Genomic DNA, 16,520 nt, shown 5'->3' on the forward strand with positions numbered 1-16,520 from the left:
ACAAGGAAATGCAGTATGGCCGTAGCAAGCTATGAAGGAATAAAGATAAACAACCTTTTCCACGAATATGTGGCAGGCAAGCCAATCCTTAAAGGCATTAATATTGATATCGATGAGCCAGGCATCATCGCGATCATTGGTCCATCTGGTACCGGTAAAAGTACGCTTCTGCGCTGTATCAACCGACTCAACGATCCAAGCCAAGGTGAAATCATTTTTGATGGCGCAGACCTGACTCAATTAAAAGGACAAGCGTTACGTAGGCAGCGCCGTCATATAGGAATGGTTTTCCAAGAATATAACTTAGTTGAGCGTTTAACGGTTATCGAGAACGTGCTGAGTGGTCGTTTAGGTTACATGACCGCTTGGGATGCATGGCGTCGAAATTACTCTGCACAAGATTTAGCAAAAGCGTTCGAGTTACTCGAATTTGTGGGCCTGCAAGACTTTGCAAACCAACGTGCCGACAGTTTATCGGGCGGTCAAAGACAGCGTGTCGGTATCGCTCGCGCAGTCATGCAAGACCCATATATTCTATTGGCGGATGAACCAACGTCATCACTCGACCCAAAAACAGCGGTTGAGATCATGGAGTTGATGGAAACCTTTGCAGAACAGAAAAACATTCCCGTGTTGGTTAACATCCATGATGTGAACTTGGCCAAGCGTTATGCCAAGCGAATCATTGGTATGTGTAATGGTAAGGTGCATTACGATGGCAGCCCTGAAGGTATTTCAGAGGAAGATCTGAAAATTATCTATGGGGGTGAGTCATGGCTGGATTAAACCCAAGCTCTTCAACAAGCGTACCGTCAACAAACGAGTCTTCGTCAGCGAGTTCATTTTCGAAGCATGAAAATCCGTTCAAAACTTCGTGGACGAACCGTGCAATCATCGCTGCAATTGTTGGGTATCTTTTTTATAGTTTCTCGACATTGGGGCTGACCTTTGATCGTTTGATCATCGGTTTCGGTGAAAGTGAGCGGTTACTATCAAGAATGTTTCCGCCTGATTTTTCACGTACTAACCTTTTATTGAGCGGCTTAGCAGAAAGCTTACAGATTGCGATCATCTCTAGCTTTTTCGGCATCGTTATTTCACTGTTTCTAGGCTTACTGGCCGCGAGAAACATGATGCCTTCGATTGTATCGACACCGATTCGTGGCTTTATCGCATTGTGTCGTTCTTTCCATCCAGTGATCATCGCCATCTTGTTTGTGAAAGCGGTGGGCTTCGGTGCCCTTGCTGGGATCCTGACCTTGGTATTCGCATCGATTGGTTTCATCGCCAAGTTGTTTGCAGAAGCGATTGAAGAGATCTCTTTTAAACCGGTTGAAGCGATTAAAGCGACGGGGGCGAGCTTTATCAGCGTCATCCTGTACGCGGTGATGCCTCAAGTATTTACTCGTTTTATTGGCTTTGCGAGTTACCAGCTTGATTCCAATCTGCGTAACTCAACCATGGTTGGCATCGTGGGTGCGGGTGGTCTTGGCGGTACGCTTTTCTCGGCATTCCAACGTTTTGATTACGACTTCGTTGCCGCTATTTTGATCACCATCATCGCACTGATTCTTGTGGGTGAATTTCTTTCCAACATTGTTAGGAGAATCTTCTAATGACAACTGCATCTATCGATAGAGAGTGGCAGCGCTTTACCCCTAATGAGCGTGTGGCTCGATTTGCCGTTTACCTTAGCCTAGTGTGTGCCATCGTGTGGTCATGGCAGACGGTAGAAGTGATTCCTGAGTTCCTTTATGACGCGCCTACTCAGTTTGCTGATATGTTCGAGCGTATGGTGCCAATGGACTATGGTTTCTATCCAGAATCGATTCACGCGGCGATGATAGAGACGCTGCATATCGCGACGTTAGGTACCTTGTTTACCTTGGTATTTGCTATCCCTTTGGCGCTGATGAACGCGCCAAATATCACTCCGAATAAAGCTTTGAATTGGATTGCTCAATTCTTTCTCGTGTCTTCACGTTCTGTGAACTCATTGGTTTGGGCATTGCTGTTCATCGCACTTTTTGGCCCCGGTGTTCTCGCAGGCATTATGGCAATTGCTATTCGTAGTATCGGCTTTGTAGGGAAGCTGTTAGCGGAAGCAATCGCTGAAGTGAACATGGGGCCTATTGAAGCTTTACGCGCGACAGGCGCTTCGTGGATGAGCGTTTTACTTAAAGGTTATTGGCCACAAGTAATGCCTGCGTTCTATTCTATCGTGCTGTTCCGCTGGGACATCAATGTACGTGAGTCTGCGGTTTTGGGGTTGGTGGGCGCGGGTGGTATTGGCGTGGTGCTAAACGATGCGCAAAACCTTTTTGAGTGGCAGAAAGTATCAATGGTGTTGGTGAGTATATTCGCTGTGGTTATAATTGCTGAAGCTGTAGTGATCCACATCCGTAACAAACTCATATAGACTGTATGTTGTGTGAAAGTTGAGAGCTTATCTAGCATTTTGAAGCTCAAACGACCCTAGGTACTTCGGTCTACCTAGAGGTCGTTTTTTTATGCGGTGTCTTTTGAAACGAGTGCTTAAAAAATACAGTGCTTGGCAAAGTCGCCTGCTTCATTAGCCGTCCAGTCACCTTTAGGTTTTTCTTTCATATCCGCACACCAAGCTTCACTGCCCACTTCTGTACAAGCCATTAGTTGAGTGGCTAGGAAAAGTATCAACGCGATTTTCTTCATATTAAACATTCCGTTGTGGTCTAAGTTTCTGTTTATAACTGTATCAAATACCACAAGTGATTGTTATAGCTGCTAAGAACTTAAGGGAGTAAAAAATGATGTGGGTCTGAACTGAACTAGAGAGACGGAAAACAAGGAAGGGGGCTTCGCTTTAAGATCGAAAAAGCCAGCAACATGTGCTGGCTTTGAAATTCTTGTGCGCTGCTATTCGTTAGCGCGCTTCTACTGTGGAGTTATACCAACTTCATCTCTTGGATGATATCTGAAGCGATTTCTGGCTTCGTACTGGTAGGCTTCTCGTGTAGGTCTGCTTTCAATTGTCCTTTACGGTTACTTAAGCCTGCTTCAAGTTTCTTGAGTGCTGCAGCGATAGCTGGGTACATAACATCGTCTGTAGATTTTGCTGTTACTCGTACACCTTCGTAGTTGGTGAATACTTCAACCTGATGTTGACCGTGCTCTTTAGTAATGATGATGTCGCAACTGATCAGTGATGGGAAATGGTTAGATATCTTCTCGAATTTACCTTCGATGTCTTTGCGTGACTCGTCGTTAATTGATACATGATGTGTTTGAACATTTATTTTCATAAATCATACCTTTCCAATGACTGTGTCATTTAAACGTAGCAAACATCGGATAGTTTCACCAATAGAGAAAGTACACATGTGTGATTCACTTCAGTGTTATCAAATAATCTCTTGTTCCTCCCTTGAAACTCCGATGAACTGATCGCATATTATGTTTCGTGTTTTAAAGATATGTTCAAAAAAACTCCATCCTTGATAATTTGCTCTAACCTACAGCAAATCCCCAGTGAATCTCTCTTTATCGGTTTTATAATTTCGAACTTGTCACTTCAGTAATTTTTTTCTCAGCTCACTCACTTTTTTCTTGTTTGATTAAAAAATCGCCTTAAGTTACTCATTTATAGACACTCAATCGCCCACTCCATATTGAAGTGAAACTCTCCAGCCGTGAGTTGTGACTCTGGTATAGTAATACGTGCTTGAATTGCGATTTCTTTATTCGATGCGAGTTGCTCGCTAGGAAACTCGACTCCCTGACGCCAATAATTAATGTCACCTTCATAGCGAACGGGTGTTTCAACTTTGAATCGCACAAGTTCTGAAATGCGAGATTCATCAATTGAGCCTAGGTCAATATGTTGCAGTTTGAGCAACAATCGCGAATCCTTTCGATTGGACTCAAGCTTAAGCGTGATGGCTCGGCCATCGTAGTCTTGGCCAAAGCTCATTTCACCTTGGTTATTGATCACTTCTAGCCCACAGCGCTCCCGCACATGCTTTTTAAAGCTCAATGTAGAGTGATTATTGGATGCCAATGTACAGCTGGATAAGCTGATTAAAGTGAACGCGACAATAAATCGTAGCATGTTAGTTCACCATAACGCGGACAATAAAGTCCGTGACCGCTTGTTCAGTAACAGCCACATTACTGATGGTTTGCTTATCTTTGAGAGAGACCTGATAGCTTGAGCTCAGCACAATGTCGGCATGATGATATTTGTATTCGACAATAAGATCGCACGTGACACGATCATTTTGCTTCGCTGCGACTGTGGTATCTGTGTAGTTAACACGACTTTCGGTGTCGATTAACTCGATACTCGACCAATCGATGTATTCGGAATTCGACAACGCATCAAAGATTCGGCGTTGGTGGTTGTCTGAACCATCAACACACATTTGATTGAACTGTTCGACTTCTTTCCTATCAAATCCTGTGCTCATGGCATAGGGCGCGATAAACAATATCGCCAAGAATAAAACTAGAGTTTTCATAGTGCCTCTGGGTCAGTAAGCCCTCTTGTTTAAAGGGCTTACCGTGGGAGAGATGATGGGTTAGTTACATTCAATCTTCCATTTTGTTTTTACTTCGTAATCATCACTAGCATCGAGATTGCTTTCATCAACCGCAACACGAGCGAAAAGATTCATATTGTTATCTTCACGAATTTGGTCTCGAGTGATGTCTACACCAGATTCCCAGCTAACTGCCGATTGGTCTAGCTCTGTTGTACCGGTTGACTGGAAAAACACATCGCTCTTTTGAATTTGTCCGTCAAACGATTCGATTTTGATCTCTTCTGCTCGAACTTTAATGCCGTTTCTGTTGCTGACTAACTTTACAGTTGCGTGAGATTCATTGTAATTTTCGCCAAAAGCTAAGTCGGCTTGGTCTTCAGTTGCTTCTATACCACATTGAGACTCGACAGATGCTGAGAAAATAACATCTCCAGTTTTACTATCATCGAGACTAGATGGTTGTGCATGTGCAATAGTTGTTGCAAAAATAGACATGGCAGCTAGGCCAAGTAATGGTTTTTTATTAAACATCTTTTACTCCGAAAAAGTGGTATTGCTTTGTTTCATCTTCAGCAGACGATATTTCTCTGCTTCGATTTGTAATAGCTTTAACTCATGCTCCGCTTGAGCCAGCTCTTCTAAACGTTCTCGCTCACGGAGCTCGAACTCGTAGAGTCGACGACAGTCAACTCGATCCTCACCACCAAATTGAAATGTCACAGCCGCGTATACGCCTGCCTCATCCTGATTTTGGTAGTAATAATTGTTGTAATAGCTGTCGCTATCTTCATTGCCGGTTGATCCGTAGGTTCCGAACTGAACGGTTTTACCTGTGGAAATAGCTTGCTCACACGAAGCCCCTTCAGAGGTTCGAACTCGGTCGGTGCCTGATGGGTTAGACACACTCGGTATTGGGTTTGCCAATGCCGGGCTTGTCAGTGAAGCAATGGCCAATGAAGCGACAGTAAATAAAGCACTAATTAACGCTTTGATTGTTCTACGCATAATTGATACCGCTTGAATGTCGTTAATACCGTTTGAATTTAAGATTTGTGCATACTTCGTAGCTGTTCGGGGAATCCGTCACCATGCGTGTGCAAATCTTCTTCTTGGTTGTTTGAGCGGCTGGCGTCTTCACATTGATATCCAGCTCAATTTCTTGGTTTGCATCCAATTGGATCTTGTTGGGAAACTCTTTGTCATCAATTCGCAGGTAGTAATCCGCTTGTTTGGTATAACGATTTACCAGCAAGAACCTGACTTGTGTTTTGTCGGAGTAGGTCTGAAATTGGGTATTTTTCCACTTGTGCACGTTTGCGTTTGCCAAAGAACTGCTCAGCAATAACGCGGCAGCAATGATGTAAATAGCCTTCATGAGAACCTCAAAATGATGATCGAGGACTTATTTTAGATTCGTTCCAATACAGGACTTACCATTTTGCGCCACTGACATAAGGCTGACAGTACGGTAAAAATGGTTGAAAGTTTTAGGTTGAAACTGAAGAACAGTGAAACTTGGAGGTAGAGTTGAGGAGAAGAGGGCAAAGTAACTATTTATGATTTAGCCTCTCAGTATCACAATTACAAATATAAGACGCTGCAGTTAATTGAGGTATTGGTTAGTACGGGATACTCTAACCGCCATCTTCTATTTGGACACGTTATCATGAAAATCCCTGTTAAATTCGCTGCAATTGCAGCTTCCCTTTCTCTCGCTTTTAATGCTTTTGCTGCGCCTGTCGAGTTTCAGAAAATTCCAGAGATCATGCAGCAGTTTGATATTGCAGAGCTGTACATTAAGAAGTCAGTCACCCTAGGTCGTTTACCAGCCGAGTCTGAAATTGGCATTGATTTTCCTACTTATGTTTCAGATGGAAAGGGCGGTTACAGCCTAGAGACAAACAACGTAATGACAGATTCTGTTGTTATCGCAAGCATGCCGAAAGCGATTGTTGATGATGTTTTCAACCAATGGCTAGTACCTAAAGAGACGTGGATCAGCAGCTACGGTTCTTTGCCAACCTCGACCACTGAATTTAAGCCGTTTAAGCGTATTAAAACCATCAAAGCGATTAAGATTGATGCAGAAATGCTTGAGTTGTTAGGCAGTGAAGATGGCAACACGGCGATGATCAAAGTGAGCTGGGATGAGAAGGGAATGAAGGTTTATAAGGATGGCTACCTAGCGGATTATGAGTACGGGATTGCCCCTCATGAGATGCAAGAAAACTACGAATTAGCACCTAAGTAATTTGATTCATTTAGAAAAGCGCCCTGTTTTTATCGGGCGCTTTTTGTCGCTAAAGGGACTATTGCGGATGAATGTTGAGTGACCAGTATTGAAGTTTAGGCCCCACTAAACTCGTAAGAAGACGGCACCACAATCACGCCTTGTTTTGATATGTGGAAGCGTTTCGCATCGGCAAGGCTATCAACACCGATTTGAGTTCCGTCAGGCACTTTTACGTTCTTATCGATGATGCAGTTTTGTATGTGGCAATTTTTTCCAATCTCAACATCTTCAAACAGAATACTATCAATCACAATCGCAGCATTGTTGACTTTTACCTTAGGGAAGAAGATAGAGTTTTGCGCTGAACCACCTTCAATGACTACGCCATTGGCGATCATCGAGTTGATGAATATCCCTTGGTTACCTTCGACCGAAGCAATGGTTCGTGCGGGCGGCAGTTGTTGATCATAGGTGCGAATCGCCCAATCCGGTTGGTATAAATCGATAGGCGAGGCTGGCTTTAATAGGTCCATATTGGATTGGTAGTAAGAGTCGAGTGTACCAACATCTCTCCAGTACGCATCTTGGGTCACTCGGCCTTCTTCATCACCAAATTTGTAGGCGTGAACACTGTTGTTGCCCACTAATTTTGGAATGATGTCTTTACCAAAATCGTGGCTTGAGTTCGGATCTTCTGCATCCGCAAGTAGTGCTTGAGTCAGTACTTCCTTATCAAAGATGTAAATCCCCATTGAAGCCATGCTTCGAGTCGGTCTACCAGGTACACATGCTGGGTAACGTGGCTTCTCGGTAAAGTTATTGATTTGTAGAGACTCGTCTATCTCCATCACACCAAATTCTTTGGCTTCATCAATCGAAACCTCCATACAAGCTACCGTTAAGTCGGCTTCATTCTGTTTGTGTTGCTTGAGCATTGGTGCGTAATCCATGCGATAGATATGGTCGCCCGATAACACCACCACATGCTTGGCTTCACTGCGAGACAGCAAATACAAGTTTTGATAAATCGCATCGGCAGTACCGCTATACCAACTATCACCGGTGCGCATTTGTGGGGGAACATTGGTGATGTATTCGCCGAGCTCGGGGTTAAGCACCGACCAACCATCACGTAAATGTTTTTGCAAAGAATGAGACTTGTACTGAGTCAGCACCAGAATTTGGCGAAGCCCAGAATGTAGGCAGTTCGCGAGAGTGAAATCGATGATTCTATACTTGCCACCAAAAGGTACCGCTGGTTTTGCGCGGTTATCGGTGAGGGGAGAAAGCCGAGAGCCAACACCGCCGGCCAGAACGATTGTTAGAGTGTCTTGCATGGTCAGAACCTTAATGTATTTATGATTATGAACATAGACTTGCAAGCACTAAGCCAAATGTAACTCATTGAATATTAAGCAAGGTGGGGATATTTCTTGTTGGGTTGCACTAAATTGATGCGCATGAGGTGTTGGCTTGCTCTATTTTGATCCAAAGAGATCTGAGCAAAGTGATTGGGTTGGATTAACGATATGACGCACGGGAAAGTTGCATTACAAAACTGTCAATAAAATGAATGAATAAAGTGATCGGGTCGATGTAAATTTACATAAACAACTACAAATTTTCACAAATTGATTTCCATCAATAAAGTAGGGTTATTCTGTGCTACCTTGCACGCAAAATAAGAAATGATTACTCATTCACCAATAAAATGAAGCCCTCAAAAGGAAATTATAATGAAAAAAACAGTATGTGGTATTGCGGTTATTGCGGCTCTTATGTCAGCCAACGTTCTTGCTCATAAAGAAGGTGATTTCATCATCCGTGCAGGCGCAGCAACGGTCTCTCCAAACGACAGCAGTGGCGCTGTACTTGACAATTCAGACCTAGAGTTTTCAGTTGATTCAGATACTCAGCTGGGTCTTACTTTCGGCTACATGTTTACTGACAACATCAGTTTTGAAGTATTAGCCGCGAGCCCATTCTCACACAGTATTTCTGTTAATGGTTTAGGTAAAGTGGCTGACACTAAACACCTACCGCCAACGTTTATGGTTCAGTACTACTTTGGCCAAGCGAACAGCGACTTCCGCCCTTACGTGGGTGCAGGTATTAACTACACAGTCTTCTTTGATGAAGAACTTAATGGTACGGGTAAAGATGCAGGCTTGAGTGACTTGTCTCTTGATGACTCTTGGGGACTTGCGGCAAACATTGGTATGGATTACATGATCAATGAAGATTGGTTCTTGAATGCGTCAGTTTGGTATGCAGACATAGGTACTACAGCGAAATACAAAGCGGGTGGAAAACAGTACTCAACAGACGTTGATATCGACCCATGGGTATTCATGATCGGTGGTGGTTACAACTTCTAACCTATCGATTCCGTTTACTAAAAGCGCTCAAGCACCAGCCAGCTTAGGCGCTTTTTTTGTTTATTCACTAGCTAACTTTATTAATGAAAAATATTCCTCATTCGTAATGGATTGTTAATAAAACAGAAAGCCAACTGTCATATTCGGCTCCTATGATCGCGATTCTAATTATGGAGGATATATGAATCGTAAATTTAATAAGCTGACATTATTACTGCCTATCGCGGTTAGTTCTGCTCTAGTAGGGTGTTCTCAATCAACGACAAAGCCGGCAACATCATCTCAAACGTCACTTGATGCTTTTAGCCTTCAATGCCAATCCATTCAACAACCGAACAAGACAGATGCCGCTGTTACTGGGATTAGTCTGGTTGGTCGTGCTATTGCTGACGCCCCATTTGATACTTCTGCAGCCGAAATCGTCAGCTACGATTCATGTACCGACAAGCTTTATGTTGTGAACGCTCAAGCGCAGAAAGTCGATGTGTTGTCGATGAACGCTGACAGCGCCCCAACATCTGAGGGTTCTATCGACCTTCAATCAGCCGCTGCGGCTTCGGGTATTAATATCGGTGCAGCGAACAGTGTGTCGACTCACCAAGGATTAGTTGCTGTCGCGATTGAAAATGCTGACAAGCAACAGAACGGCATCATTGCACTTTATCGTTCAGACACGTTAGAGCTGATCACCACATACACTGCTGGCGCATTGCCAGACATGGTGAGCTTCTCGAAAGACGGCCGTTACATCGCATCAGCAAACGAAGGTGAGCCGAATGCAGATTACAGCATTGATCCTGAAGGCTCTGTGACGCTGGTTGATTTAGCTAATGGTCCTTTACAAGCAAAAGTGACTCAAATTGATTTCAAGGAATTCAATCAAGGTCAGCCTCGCCATGAAGAATTGACTGGCAAGGTTCGAATTTCAGCGCCTAATGCGACTGTGGCTCAAGATCTAGAACCGGAATATCTAACGTTTGCGGATAACGGTAAGCTCTACGTTGCCTTGCAAGAGAACAATGCATTGGCAGCGATTGACGTGGCGAGTGCAGAAGTGGATGTGATTTTGGGACTAGGCGGAAAACCTTGGGATACTGCTCAGTTGGATGCGTCAAACAAAGACAAAAACATCGGTAACCTACAAAATTATCCAATGTTGGAAGGCCTTTACATGCCAGACAGCATCACTAGCTACAGTGTTGATGGTAACACCTACATTGTGACAGCAAACGAAGGTGATGGCCGTGAATATGGCATTAAGACGACACAAAAAGTGTGTGATGATAAAGGGTTTGAGTGGGATGGTGATGACTATAAAGGCACCGAAAACTACACCACAGAAAGAGACTTTTGTATCGCTTATGTCGATGAAGTACGCGGCAAGAAGTTAGATGTTGAGGCTAACCACCCATTGGCAGGTGCATTGAAAGACAATAAGCAACTTGCTCGCCTTAAGGTGATTAAGCCACAAGCAACACTTGCTGCTGACCAAAAAGTTCAAGCATTCGGTAGCCGTTCTTTCTCTATCTGGGATGAGTCAGGTGAGCTAGTGTTTGATAGCGGTGATGACTTTGCTCGAATCGTTCTTGATCAAGATCCTGCAAACTTCAATAGCACCAATGATAACAACCAAAGTGGCGACGATCGCAGTGATGACAAAGGGGTTGAGCCTGAAGCGATCGAAGTGGCTGAGATTAACGGTAAGCACTATGCCTTTATTGGTCTTGAGCGCCAAGGTGGCATCATAATTTACGACGTAACACAGCCTAAAAACGCAAGTTTCATCAGCTACTTGAACAACCGAGACTTTACACAACCAGTGTGTACCAAGGTTGATGAAGACGGTGATTGCGACAACGATACCTATAACTCGAAAGCGGGTGACTTAGGCCCAGAGTCAATCAAGTATTTCACTCGCTCTGGTAACCACTTTATTGCGGTTGGCAACGAAGTGAGTGGTAGCACATCCGTTTATCGCGTTGAGTTCTAATCTCGCTTATCGCTAGCAATTAGATTGAATCAAAACAAAAGCGCCACGACTTGTAAAGTCGTGGCGCTTTTTTATTTCATCGCTGATTTAGTAGCAATAGCAAAGGCCTATGGCTGTTGCTTAGTTGGTGCTAGAGCGATTTCACGGATACATACGTTCTGTGGTTGTTGGTAAGCGAATGATACAGCGCGTGCAATGTCGTCAGCTGCCAATACGCCGCCCATGTCTTCTTTCCAAGAATCGTAACCGTCTTTGATCTCTTGAGATGTAGTGTGAGACAGAAGCTCAGTTTCTACAGCACCTGGTGCGATAGTCGTAACACGAACATTTGAAGCTGCTACTTCTTCACGAACGTTCTCAGAAATAGCGTGAACCGCGAACTTAGTACCACAGTAAGCAGCGTGGCTTGGGAATGTTTTCTTACCCGCGATAGAGCTGATGTTGATGATAGTACCTGTGTTGCGTTCCATCATCGGAGCAAGTACAGACTGCATGCCGTTTAAAAGACCAATTACGTTCACGTCGAACATTGTCTTCCACTCTTGCGCATCTTGAGTATCGATTTGACCAAGCAGCATTGCACCAGCGTTGTTGATAAGAGCATCTACAGGGCCAAATTTCGCTTCACCCTGTGCGATTGCTGCATCAAAAGACGCTTTATCTGTTACGTCTACTTTCACTGATAGTGAGTTTGGTAGGTTTAGTGCTTCAAGGCGATCAATACGACGAGCTAAAAGTAGCAGAGGGTGACCTTCATCGCTTAGACGACGAGCGATTGCTTCACCAATACCAGAGCTTGCACCTGTAATTACGATTAGTTTTTTCATTTTATTTCCTCTGTACTTTTATTGCGTCGGTTGGCTACGACGTGTTGTTTAAGTGCATTCGAATCAAGTGTTTGTTGCCTTGCTTCGTTGCGATGGAGGTATATTAAGGAAAATATCATTGTTGATATATAGCGCTTTACTTGAAACACTGTTGCTGTGGTGCAACAATAAAGATGTTTACGTTATAGCTTCATATCTTAGTAATTTCACAAGTAAGTTGGCGGCCATGCTCAATCAAATTAACCTGTCTGATATTCGTTCTTTCGTGCTTATCGCTCGTTTAGGTAACTTCACTAAAGCAGCGGAGGAGCTTGACGTGTCGCGATCCCACGTATCACGCCAAGTGAGTAGCTTAGAAAAACAGATGGGAGTGACCCTGTTTATCCGTACTACTCGAACTTTAAGGCTGACGCACGCAGGGCAAGATCTGTACGCGAGATGTGAACAAGCCTTAGATAATATAGACCAAGCTCTGATTGCTGCTGTGAATGACGTCGAAGAAGTACGTGGTGACATAAAAGTAAACTGTGTCGGTGGTTATCTTGGTGAAGTGATCATTGCGGATCTAGTGAATGAGTTCATGCAACTCTACCCAGACATCAGTATTAGCCTTGATTTCAGCAGTAACCGAGTCGACTTGATTGAAGACGCGTTTGATATCGCTTTTCGCATGGGAAGCTTAGAAGACGCGGGCTTTATCGCAAGAAAGCTTTTGGACATAGAGATGGGAACACTCGCAAGCCCTGAGTATTTCGCTCGCAAAGGGAAGCCTAACCACCCTAAAGATCTGATCCACCATGATTGTTTAACGGGGTCGGTGCGCAAGTGGAGTTTTCAAGCGTTGGATGACACCAAGAAAACGGTCGATGTGCATGTGACGGGCAGACTGCAATGTAAAAATGGGCGAGTGTTGGTACAGGGCGCGAAGTCGGGCAACGGGATTATTCGTGTACCTACCATCTATTGCTTACAAGAGCTCCATGACGGGCAATTGGAACAGGTGTTTGATGAGTGGATAGTACCTAAGGTCGACTTTTCAGCGATCTACCATCGAGACCGCTATCAACCGAGCCGAATTCGAACCTTCATTGATTTTGTAAAAGGTCGCTTCGAGCAAATGCCAGTCAGTTAAGTGTGCTTACTGTGTCTGCGATTCGTTTGACTGGTTTGGGCTACATCTCGTCGATTTCGTTTTGCAGGCTTTCCAGTTGGTCCAGAATCAGCAAAAACTTCTCACCAAAGGGTGTTACTTGATACTCAACTCTTGGTGGGAGTTCGTTGAACATTTGCTTGTCTAAAATCCCAAACTCCACATTTCGCTTCAAACATTCATTCAGTACCTTGGTCGATAACCCTTCGACCGAACGCACCATTTCACCGGGGCGATTGATGCCATTTGCCAATAATTGGTAAACCGTTAGCGACCATTTACAGCCGTAGATGGTTTCGACCATGCGAGCGGAACGCTCTGGTGCTGATTTTCTTGAAAAAAAGTTTTCCTGATTTTTCATAAAGATGTACCAATAAGTACCTACCTAACCGATTTGTACTTACTATTCATAGTGTTAGTTCAAAGCCTAAGATTACCACGTTCACATGACTTAGGAGATAACAAAATGAACTTCACTAAAAATGGTATTGCAGTAGTAATCGGTGGCACAAGTGGTATGGGCTTTGAAACAGCGAAGCAGTTAGTCGCTCAAAACATCCATGTTTTGGTTGTTGGCAATAACCCAACTAAGTTAGATAAAGCGGTGTCTGAACTTCAATCATTAGGCCACGCTTCTGGTTGGCAAGCTAACCTTTATGATGATGCGAGTGTGTCTCGTCTTATCGAACACCTTGAGTCGTTAGATGAAGGTATTGGTTACCTTGTGAATGCTGCAGGTTACTTCAACCCTAAAGCGTTTATTGAGCACCAAGAATCTGATTACGAGCAATACATGCAGCTTAATAAAGCAACCTTCTTCATCACTCAAGCGATAAGCAAATTGATGATCAAGAATGGCGGTGGCAGTGTGGTTAACGTTGGTTCTATGTGGGGTAAGCAAGCAATAAAAGCGACGCCATCTTCTGCCTATTCAATGGCTAAAGCTGGCCTGCACTCATTAACACAACACATGGCAATGGAACTGGCTGAGCATAACATTCGTGTGAATGCCGTGTCTCCTGCTGTGGTTAAAACGCCGATTTACGAATCTTTCATTAAACCAGAAGAAGTGGATCAAGCGTTAGAAGGCTTCAACGCGTTCCACCCAATTGGTCGAGTCGGTTTGCCGAAAGACATTGCCAATAGCATCTCTTTCTTACTGTCAGACAGTGCCGATTGGGTAACGGGTGCAATCTGGGATGTTGATGGAGGTGTGATTGCTGGCCGCAATTAATTAGGATTCTTTTTAGGTGGCTGTCGTGCAGGAAAATAACAGCGAGATGGCCTCCTTGATGAGTATTCGCGTAGAATAAAAGCTAGAAAGATAATAAGAATAATTAAAACGATAACAAGAGTAAGGTCGCCACTATGTTCAACATGGACTTTTCAAAAAAGCTGGTTATTGAAACCGAATCATTAGACTGGATTGCAAGCCCTGCCAAAGGGGTTTGGCGCAAGCCGCTTGAAAGAGAAGAGAAAGAATCGGGTCACACGACTAGCGTCGTAAAGTACGATCCTGAATCTTCGTTTTCTGAGCACCCGCATCCGCAAGGTGAAGAGATCTTCGTGTTAGAGGGTGTTTTCTCTGATGAAACCGGAGATTTCCCTGCAGGTACTTATATCCGTAATCCCCCGGGCAGTGCGCATTCTCCATCAAGTAGAAATGGCTGCACGATCTTGGTTAAGCTTAATCAGTTTGATGCGAGAGACTTAACTCAAGTTCGTATCAATACTTTAGAAACGGAATGGCTTCCGGGCATCGGTGGATTACAAGTGATGCCACTGCATGGTTTTGAGCACGAAAATGTGGCCTTGGTGAAATGGCCAGTTGGCGAACGTTTTCAGCCACATCGTCATTTTGGTGGTGAAGAGATCTTTGTGTTGTCGGGCACCTTTAAAGATGAACATGGCGAGTATCCAAAACACACATGGATGCGCAGCCCCCACATGAGCGAACATTTCCCTTATGTGGAAGAAGATACGGTCATCTTAGTCAAAACTGGACACCTGCCGATCGATTAGCTCGCGCCATAACTGAGCCATTGTTTTGGTTTCCATTGTTTTGGTCTGGAATAAATCAATGAACTTGTTCTCTGTAGATACCCGGTGATACTCCTTTCCAATTGCTGTACGCACGAATAAATGAGTTCGCTTCTTTGAATCCCAGTAAGAAGGATATATCGCCCAGTGACAGTGTCGATTTTTCCAAATAGTGATTGGCTAATTCACCTTTGACTAACGATATCAAGTCCGGGGATGTTTCAAGTTACATAGGTCATTAGACATACTGATAGAGATATTTAAACCCCAAAATACAAAAATCCGATATCAATGGTGATATCGGATTTGAACTCAATAATTCAGAGTTCCAGCACGCTCTCCTCTCACGAAGTCTTTACATGTAATGATGTACGGATAATCGGGTGTCTATCGCCTTTTCGTTAATGTCAGGTAAAGGTCGATACAAGCTTCGGGTAATGTCCGTTAATACTTGGTCGTACACTTTTGAAACGACGGTTGATATATCGCTTGTCAATTCGTACATGGTATCTGCCGGTTGATTTGCTTCGGTACTTGATGCGATCTCGGTAAGTGCATGCATCGCACGTGTGCAAATGGGTGACCCACTGCTTATAGGACAGATAATCGATAATTGGTTAAGTTTTCTGTGTGTCTGAGAGGCGTAGAATTTGAATCTCGCATACTCTTCTGGCTTCTCCATATCAGGTATACACATTCTCAGCTTGGTCAATATCTCCATGCAATCTAAGATCTGTTGCCAATTCATGTGATATTCACGGCTCATGTCTTCACGCTCAGACTGAATCAGCCAGATGATCATCACTTCATCCATCAAGAACATGCTATGGCGAATTGTTTTGCCATGAATTGATTGGTTACGTACCAAAGTTCGGTTTTGCCAGTCACTGTGCATGGCGATGAGCTTGAGGTGAAAGATACGATACATAGGGCGACTATCGAACGAGACATGAGATTGAAGTAGCTCAGATACCTCAAGTATGTTGTCGTAAATCTCGTTCACTTTACGAATCGAGTCGCTAGACAATTTATAAGCTAGAGCGTAATGCGTGGCCGCGCGATGTTTGCGTGATAACAACAATAACTCTCGAAGCAGAACTAAGGTTTCAAACCTGTGTGATAACGCTGTTTGTCTCTTCCTTGAGAAATGAAACAGGGCCGCAAGTACTAATAGGGATAAACCCACTGAAATAACTACAAACATATTCAACTCCTAATATTTGTATACCTACTTAGTGGTAGTGCAGACACCGTGCCAAAATTAATAAGTGTTATATTTCAGTGCCTTATGATTTCTCTCGAATTATGAATGATCGATTATGGTGCATAACTTCACCATTCGAGTGAATGCTTCTCATGTTTTGCAGGATTTTTTGAGAGGT

The 16,520-nt window shown here is 43.7% G+C and carries 20 protein-coding genes and 1 pseudogene; 9 read left to right on the top strand and 12 right to left on the bottom strand.

What is annotated here, in order from left to right:
- Window positions 1-15 precede the first annotated feature (15 nt).
- The 3 genes from phnC to phnE (ITG09_23470) are packed head-to-tail and all read left to right on the top strand — an operon-like array spanning window position 16 to window position 2,419.
- Complete coding sequence (gene phnC, locus ITG09_23460; protein UPR54325.1) at window positions 16-786, top strand: phosphonate ABC transporter ATP-binding protein; 771 nt, start codon at window positions 16-18, stop codon at window positions 784-786.
- Window positions 774-1,616 carry a phosphonate ABC transporter, permease protein PhnE gene (phnE, locus tag ITG09_23465; GenBank protein UPR54326.1) on the top strand — a complete coding sequence of 281 codons (843 nt, stop codon included), beginning with the start codon at window positions 774-776 and terminating at the stop codon, window positions 1,614-1,616. The genes phnC and phnE (ITG09_23465) overlap by 13 nt, the downstream gene beginning before the upstream one ends.
- Window positions 1,616-2,419 carry a phosphonate ABC transporter, permease protein PhnE gene (phnE, locus tag ITG09_23470; GenBank protein UPR54327.1) on the top strand — a complete coding sequence of 268 codons (804 nt, stop codon included), beginning with the start codon at window positions 1,616-1,618 and terminating at the stop codon, window positions 2,417-2,419. The genes phnE (ITG09_23465) and phnE (ITG09_23470) overlap by 1 nt, the downstream gene beginning before the upstream one ends.
- Before the next feature lie 116 nt (window positions 2,420-2,535).
- On the opposite strand, the gene ITG09_23475 is transcribed toward phnE (ITG09_23470), so the two are convergent.
- The 7 genes from ITG09_23475 to ITG09_23505 form a co-directional block, all read right to left on the bottom strand.
- A complete protein-coding gene (locus tag ITG09_23475; GenBank protein UPR54328.1) occupies window positions 2,536-2,691 on the bottom strand; it encodes a DUF3012 domain-containing protein in 156 nt (51 codons plus the stop codon).
- Window positions 2,692-2,924: 233 nt separating this feature from the next.
- On the bottom strand, window positions 2,925-3,281 hold the full coding sequence (gene raiA, locus ITG09_23480) for a ribosome-associated translation inhibitor RaiA (protein ID UPR54329.1): 357 nt from the start codon (window positions 3,279-3,281) through the stop codon (window positions 2,925-2,927).
- Between the two features lie 338 nt (window positions 3,282-3,619).
- The gene (locus ITG09_23485) at window positions 3,620-3,874 is read right to left on the bottom strand and encodes a hypothetical protein (protein UPR55250.1); all 255 of its coding nucleotides are present in this window, start codon (window positions 3,872-3,874) and stop codon (window positions 3,620-3,622) included.
- A gap of 214 nt (window positions 3,875-4,088) precedes the next feature.
- Window positions 4,089-4,496 (bottom strand): hypothetical protein, encoded by a 408-nt coding sequence (locus tag ITG09_23490; GenBank protein UPR54330.1) that lies wholly within the window; start codon window positions 4,494-4,496, stop codon window positions 4,089-4,091.
- Window positions 4,497-4,556: 60 nt separating this feature from the next.
- Window positions 4,557-5,051 carry a hypothetical protein gene (locus tag ITG09_23495; protein UPR54331.1) on the bottom strand — a complete coding sequence of 165 codons (495 nt, stop codon included), beginning with the start codon at window positions 5,049-5,051 and terminating at the stop codon, window positions 4,557-4,559.
- Between the two features lie 3 nt (window positions 5,052-5,054).
- Window positions 5,055-5,525, bottom strand: a complete 471-nt coding sequence (locus ITG09_23500; GenBank protein ID UPR54332.1) for a hypothetical protein — start codon at window positions 5,523-5,525, stop codon at window positions 5,055-5,057.
- A 22-nt stretch (window positions 5,526-5,547) separates the two neighbouring features.
- Window positions 5,548-5,895, bottom strand: coding sequence for a hypothetical protein (locus ITG09_23505; GenBank protein ID UPR54333.1), 348 nt, complete (start codon window positions 5,893-5,895; stop codon window positions 5,548-5,550).
- A gap of 291 nt (window positions 5,896-6,186) precedes the next feature.
- On the opposite strand from ITG09_23505, the gene ITG09_23510 reads away from it, so the two are divergent.
- Complete coding sequence (locus ITG09_23510) at window positions 6,187-6,771, top strand: hypothetical protein (GenBank protein ID UPR54334.1); 585 nt, start codon at window positions 6,187-6,189, stop codon at window positions 6,769-6,771.
- Window positions 6,772-6,866: 95 nt separating this feature from the next.
- On the opposite strand, the gene glgC is transcribed toward ITG09_23510, so the two are convergent.
- Window positions 6,867-8,090 carry a glucose-1-phosphate adenylyltransferase gene (gene glgC, locus ITG09_23515; protein UPR54335.1) on the bottom strand — a complete coding sequence of 408 codons (1,224 nt, stop codon included), beginning with the start codon at window positions 8,088-8,090 and terminating at the stop codon, window positions 6,867-6,869.
- Window positions 8,091-8,489: 399 nt separating this feature from the next.
- Here glgC and ompW point away from each other — a divergent pair, with 399 nt between their 5' ends.
- Complete coding sequence (gene ompW / locus ITG09_23520; protein UPR54336.1) at window positions 8,490-9,131, top strand: outer membrane protein OmpW; 642 nt, start codon at window positions 8,490-8,492, stop codon at window positions 9,129-9,131.
- 181 nt (window positions 9,132-9,312) lie between these two features.
- Window positions 9,313-11,121 (top strand): choice-of-anchor I family protein, encoded by a 1,809-nt coding sequence (locus ITG09_23525; GenBank protein ID UPR54337.1) that lies wholly within the window; start codon window positions 9,313-9,315, stop codon window positions 11,119-11,121.
- Between the two features lie 107 nt (window positions 11,122-11,228).
- Here ITG09_23525 and ITG09_23530 read toward each other — a convergent pair whose 3' ends face one another.
- Window positions 11,229-11,948: an SDR family oxidoreductase gene (locus ITG09_23530; GenBank protein ID UPR54338.1), complete on the bottom strand. Its 720-nt coding sequence runs from the start codon at window positions 11,946-11,948 to the stop codon at window positions 11,229-11,231.
- Between the two features lie 226 nt (window positions 11,949-12,174).
- On the opposite strand from ITG09_23530, the gene ITG09_23535 reads away from it, so the two are divergent.
- Entirely contained in the window at window positions 12,175-13,080 is a 906-nt protein-coding gene (locus ITG09_23535) for a LysR family transcriptional regulator (GenBank protein ID UPR54339.1), read from the top strand.
- A gap of 40 nt (window positions 13,081-13,120) precedes the next feature.
- Here the strand turns inward: ITG09_23535 and ITG09_23540 are convergent, their stop codons facing one another.
- Window positions 13,121-13,459, bottom strand: coding sequence for a helix-turn-helix transcriptional regulator (locus tag ITG09_23540; protein ID UPR54340.1), 339 nt, complete (start codon window positions 13,457-13,459; stop codon window positions 13,121-13,123).
- 105 nt (window positions 13,460-13,564) lie between these two features.
- Between ITG09_23540 and ITG09_23545 the strand changes: the two genes are divergently transcribed.
- Window positions 13,565-14,332 (top strand): SDR family oxidoreductase, encoded by a 768-nt coding sequence (locus ITG09_23545; protein UPR54341.1) that lies wholly within the window; start codon window positions 13,565-13,567, stop codon window positions 14,330-14,332.
- A 134-nt stretch (window positions 14,333-14,466) separates the two neighbouring features.
- Window positions 14,467-15,120: a cupin domain-containing protein gene (locus ITG09_23550; GenBank protein UPR54342.1), complete on the top strand. Its 654-nt coding sequence runs from the start codon at window positions 14,467-14,469 to the stop codon at window positions 15,118-15,120.
- A 55-nt stretch (window positions 15,121-15,175) separates the two neighbouring features.
- On the opposite strand, the pseudogene ITG09_23555 reads toward ITG09_23550, so the two are convergent.
- Together ITG09_23555 and ITG09_23560 are read right to left on the bottom strand one after the other, a co-directional pair.
- Window positions 15,176-15,334 (bottom strand): annotated as a pseudogene (locus tag ITG09_23555) (AraC family transcriptional regulator).
- A 159-nt stretch (window positions 15,335-15,493) separates the two neighbouring features.
- Window positions 15,494-16,342, bottom strand: coding sequence for a hypothetical protein (locus tag ITG09_23560; protein UPR54343.1), 849 nt, complete (start codon window positions 16,340-16,342; stop codon window positions 15,494-15,496).
- Window positions 16,343-16,520: the final 178 nt, after the last annotated feature.

The organism is Vibrio cyclitrophicus (assembly GCA_023206055.1).
In the GTDB taxonomy this organism is placed as follows: domain Bacteria; phylum Pseudomonadota; class Gammaproteobacteria; order Enterobacterales; family Vibrionaceae; genus Vibrio; species Vibrio cyclitrophicus_A.

What these genes read in the sequence shown, in the direction of transcription:
- ITG09_23505 (UPR54333.1), bottom strand. Translation starts at nt 5,895, where the DNA reads ATGAAGGCTATTTACATCATTGCTGCCGCGTTATTGCTGAGCAGTTCT.
- ITG09_23545 (UPR54341.1), top strand. Translation starts at nt 13,565, where the DNA reads ATGAACTTCACTAAAAATGGTATTGCAGTAGTAATCGGTGGCACAAGT.
- ITG09_23525 (UPR54337.1), top strand. Translation starts at nt 9,313, where the DNA reads ATGAATCGTAAATTTAATAAGCTGACATTATTACTGCCTATCGCGGTT.
- ITG09_23560 (UPR54343.1), bottom strand. Translation starts at nt 16,342, where the DNA reads ATGTTTGTAGTTATTTCAGTGGGTTTATCCCTATTAGTACTTGCGGCC.
- ITG09_23530 (UPR54338.1), bottom strand. Translation starts at nt 11,948, where the DNA reads ATGAAAAAACTAATCGTAATTACAGGTGCAAGCTCTGGTATTGGTGAA.
- ITG09_23495 (UPR54331.1), bottom strand. Translation starts at nt 5,051, where the DNA reads ATGTTTAATAAAAAACCATTACTTGGCCTAGCTGCCATGTCTATTTTT.
- phnC (UPR54325.1), top strand. Translation starts at nt 16, where the DNA reads ATGGCCGTAGCAAGCTATGAAGGAATAAAGATAAACAACCTTTTCCAC.
- ITG09_23490 (UPR54330.1), bottom strand. Translation starts at nt 4,496, where the DNA reads ATGAAAACTCTAGTTTTATTCTTGGCGATATTGTTTATCGCGCCCTAT.
- ITG09_23500 (UPR54332.1), bottom strand. Translation starts at nt 5,525, where the DNA reads ATGCGTAGAACAATCAAAGCGTTAATTAGTGCTTTATTTACTGTCGCT.
- ITG09_23540 (UPR54340.1), bottom strand. Translation starts at nt 13,459, where the DNA reads ATGAAAAATCAGGAAAACTTTTTTTCAAGAAAATCAGCACCAGAGCGT.
- ITG09_23510 (UPR54334.1), top strand. Translation starts at nt 6,187, where the DNA reads ATGAAAATCCCTGTTAAATTCGCTGCAATTGCAGCTTCCCTTTCTCTC.
- raiA (UPR54329.1), bottom strand. Translation starts at nt 3,281, where the DNA reads ATGAAAATAAATGTTCAAACACATCATGTATCAATTAACGACGAGTCA.
- ITG09_23475 (UPR54328.1), bottom strand. Translation starts at nt 2,691, where the DNA reads ATGAAGAAAATCGCGTTGATACTTTTCCTAGCCACTCAACTAATGGCT.
- ompW (UPR54336.1), top strand. Translation starts at nt 8,490, where the DNA reads ATGAAAAAAACAGTATGTGGTATTGCGGTTATTGCGGCTCTTATGTCA.
- glgC (UPR54335.1), bottom strand. Translation starts at nt 8,090, where the DNA reads ATGCAAGACACTCTAACAATCGTTCTGGCCGGCGGTGTTGGCTCTCGG.
- ITG09_23550 (UPR54342.1), top strand. Translation starts at nt 14,467, where the DNA reads ATGTTCAACATGGACTTTTCAAAAAAGCTGGTTATTGAAACCGAATCA.
- phnE (UPR54326.1), top strand. Translation starts at nt 774, where the DNA reads ATGGCTGGATTAAACCCAAGCTCTTCAACAAGCGTACCGTCAACAAAC.
- phnE (UPR54327.1), top strand. Translation starts at nt 1,616, where the DNA reads ATGACAACTGCATCTATCGATAGAGAGTGGCAGCGCTTTACCCCTAAT.
- ITG09_23535 (UPR54339.1), top strand. Translation starts at nt 12,175, where the DNA reads ATGCTCAATCAAATTAACCTGTCTGATATTCGTTCTTTCGTGCTTATC.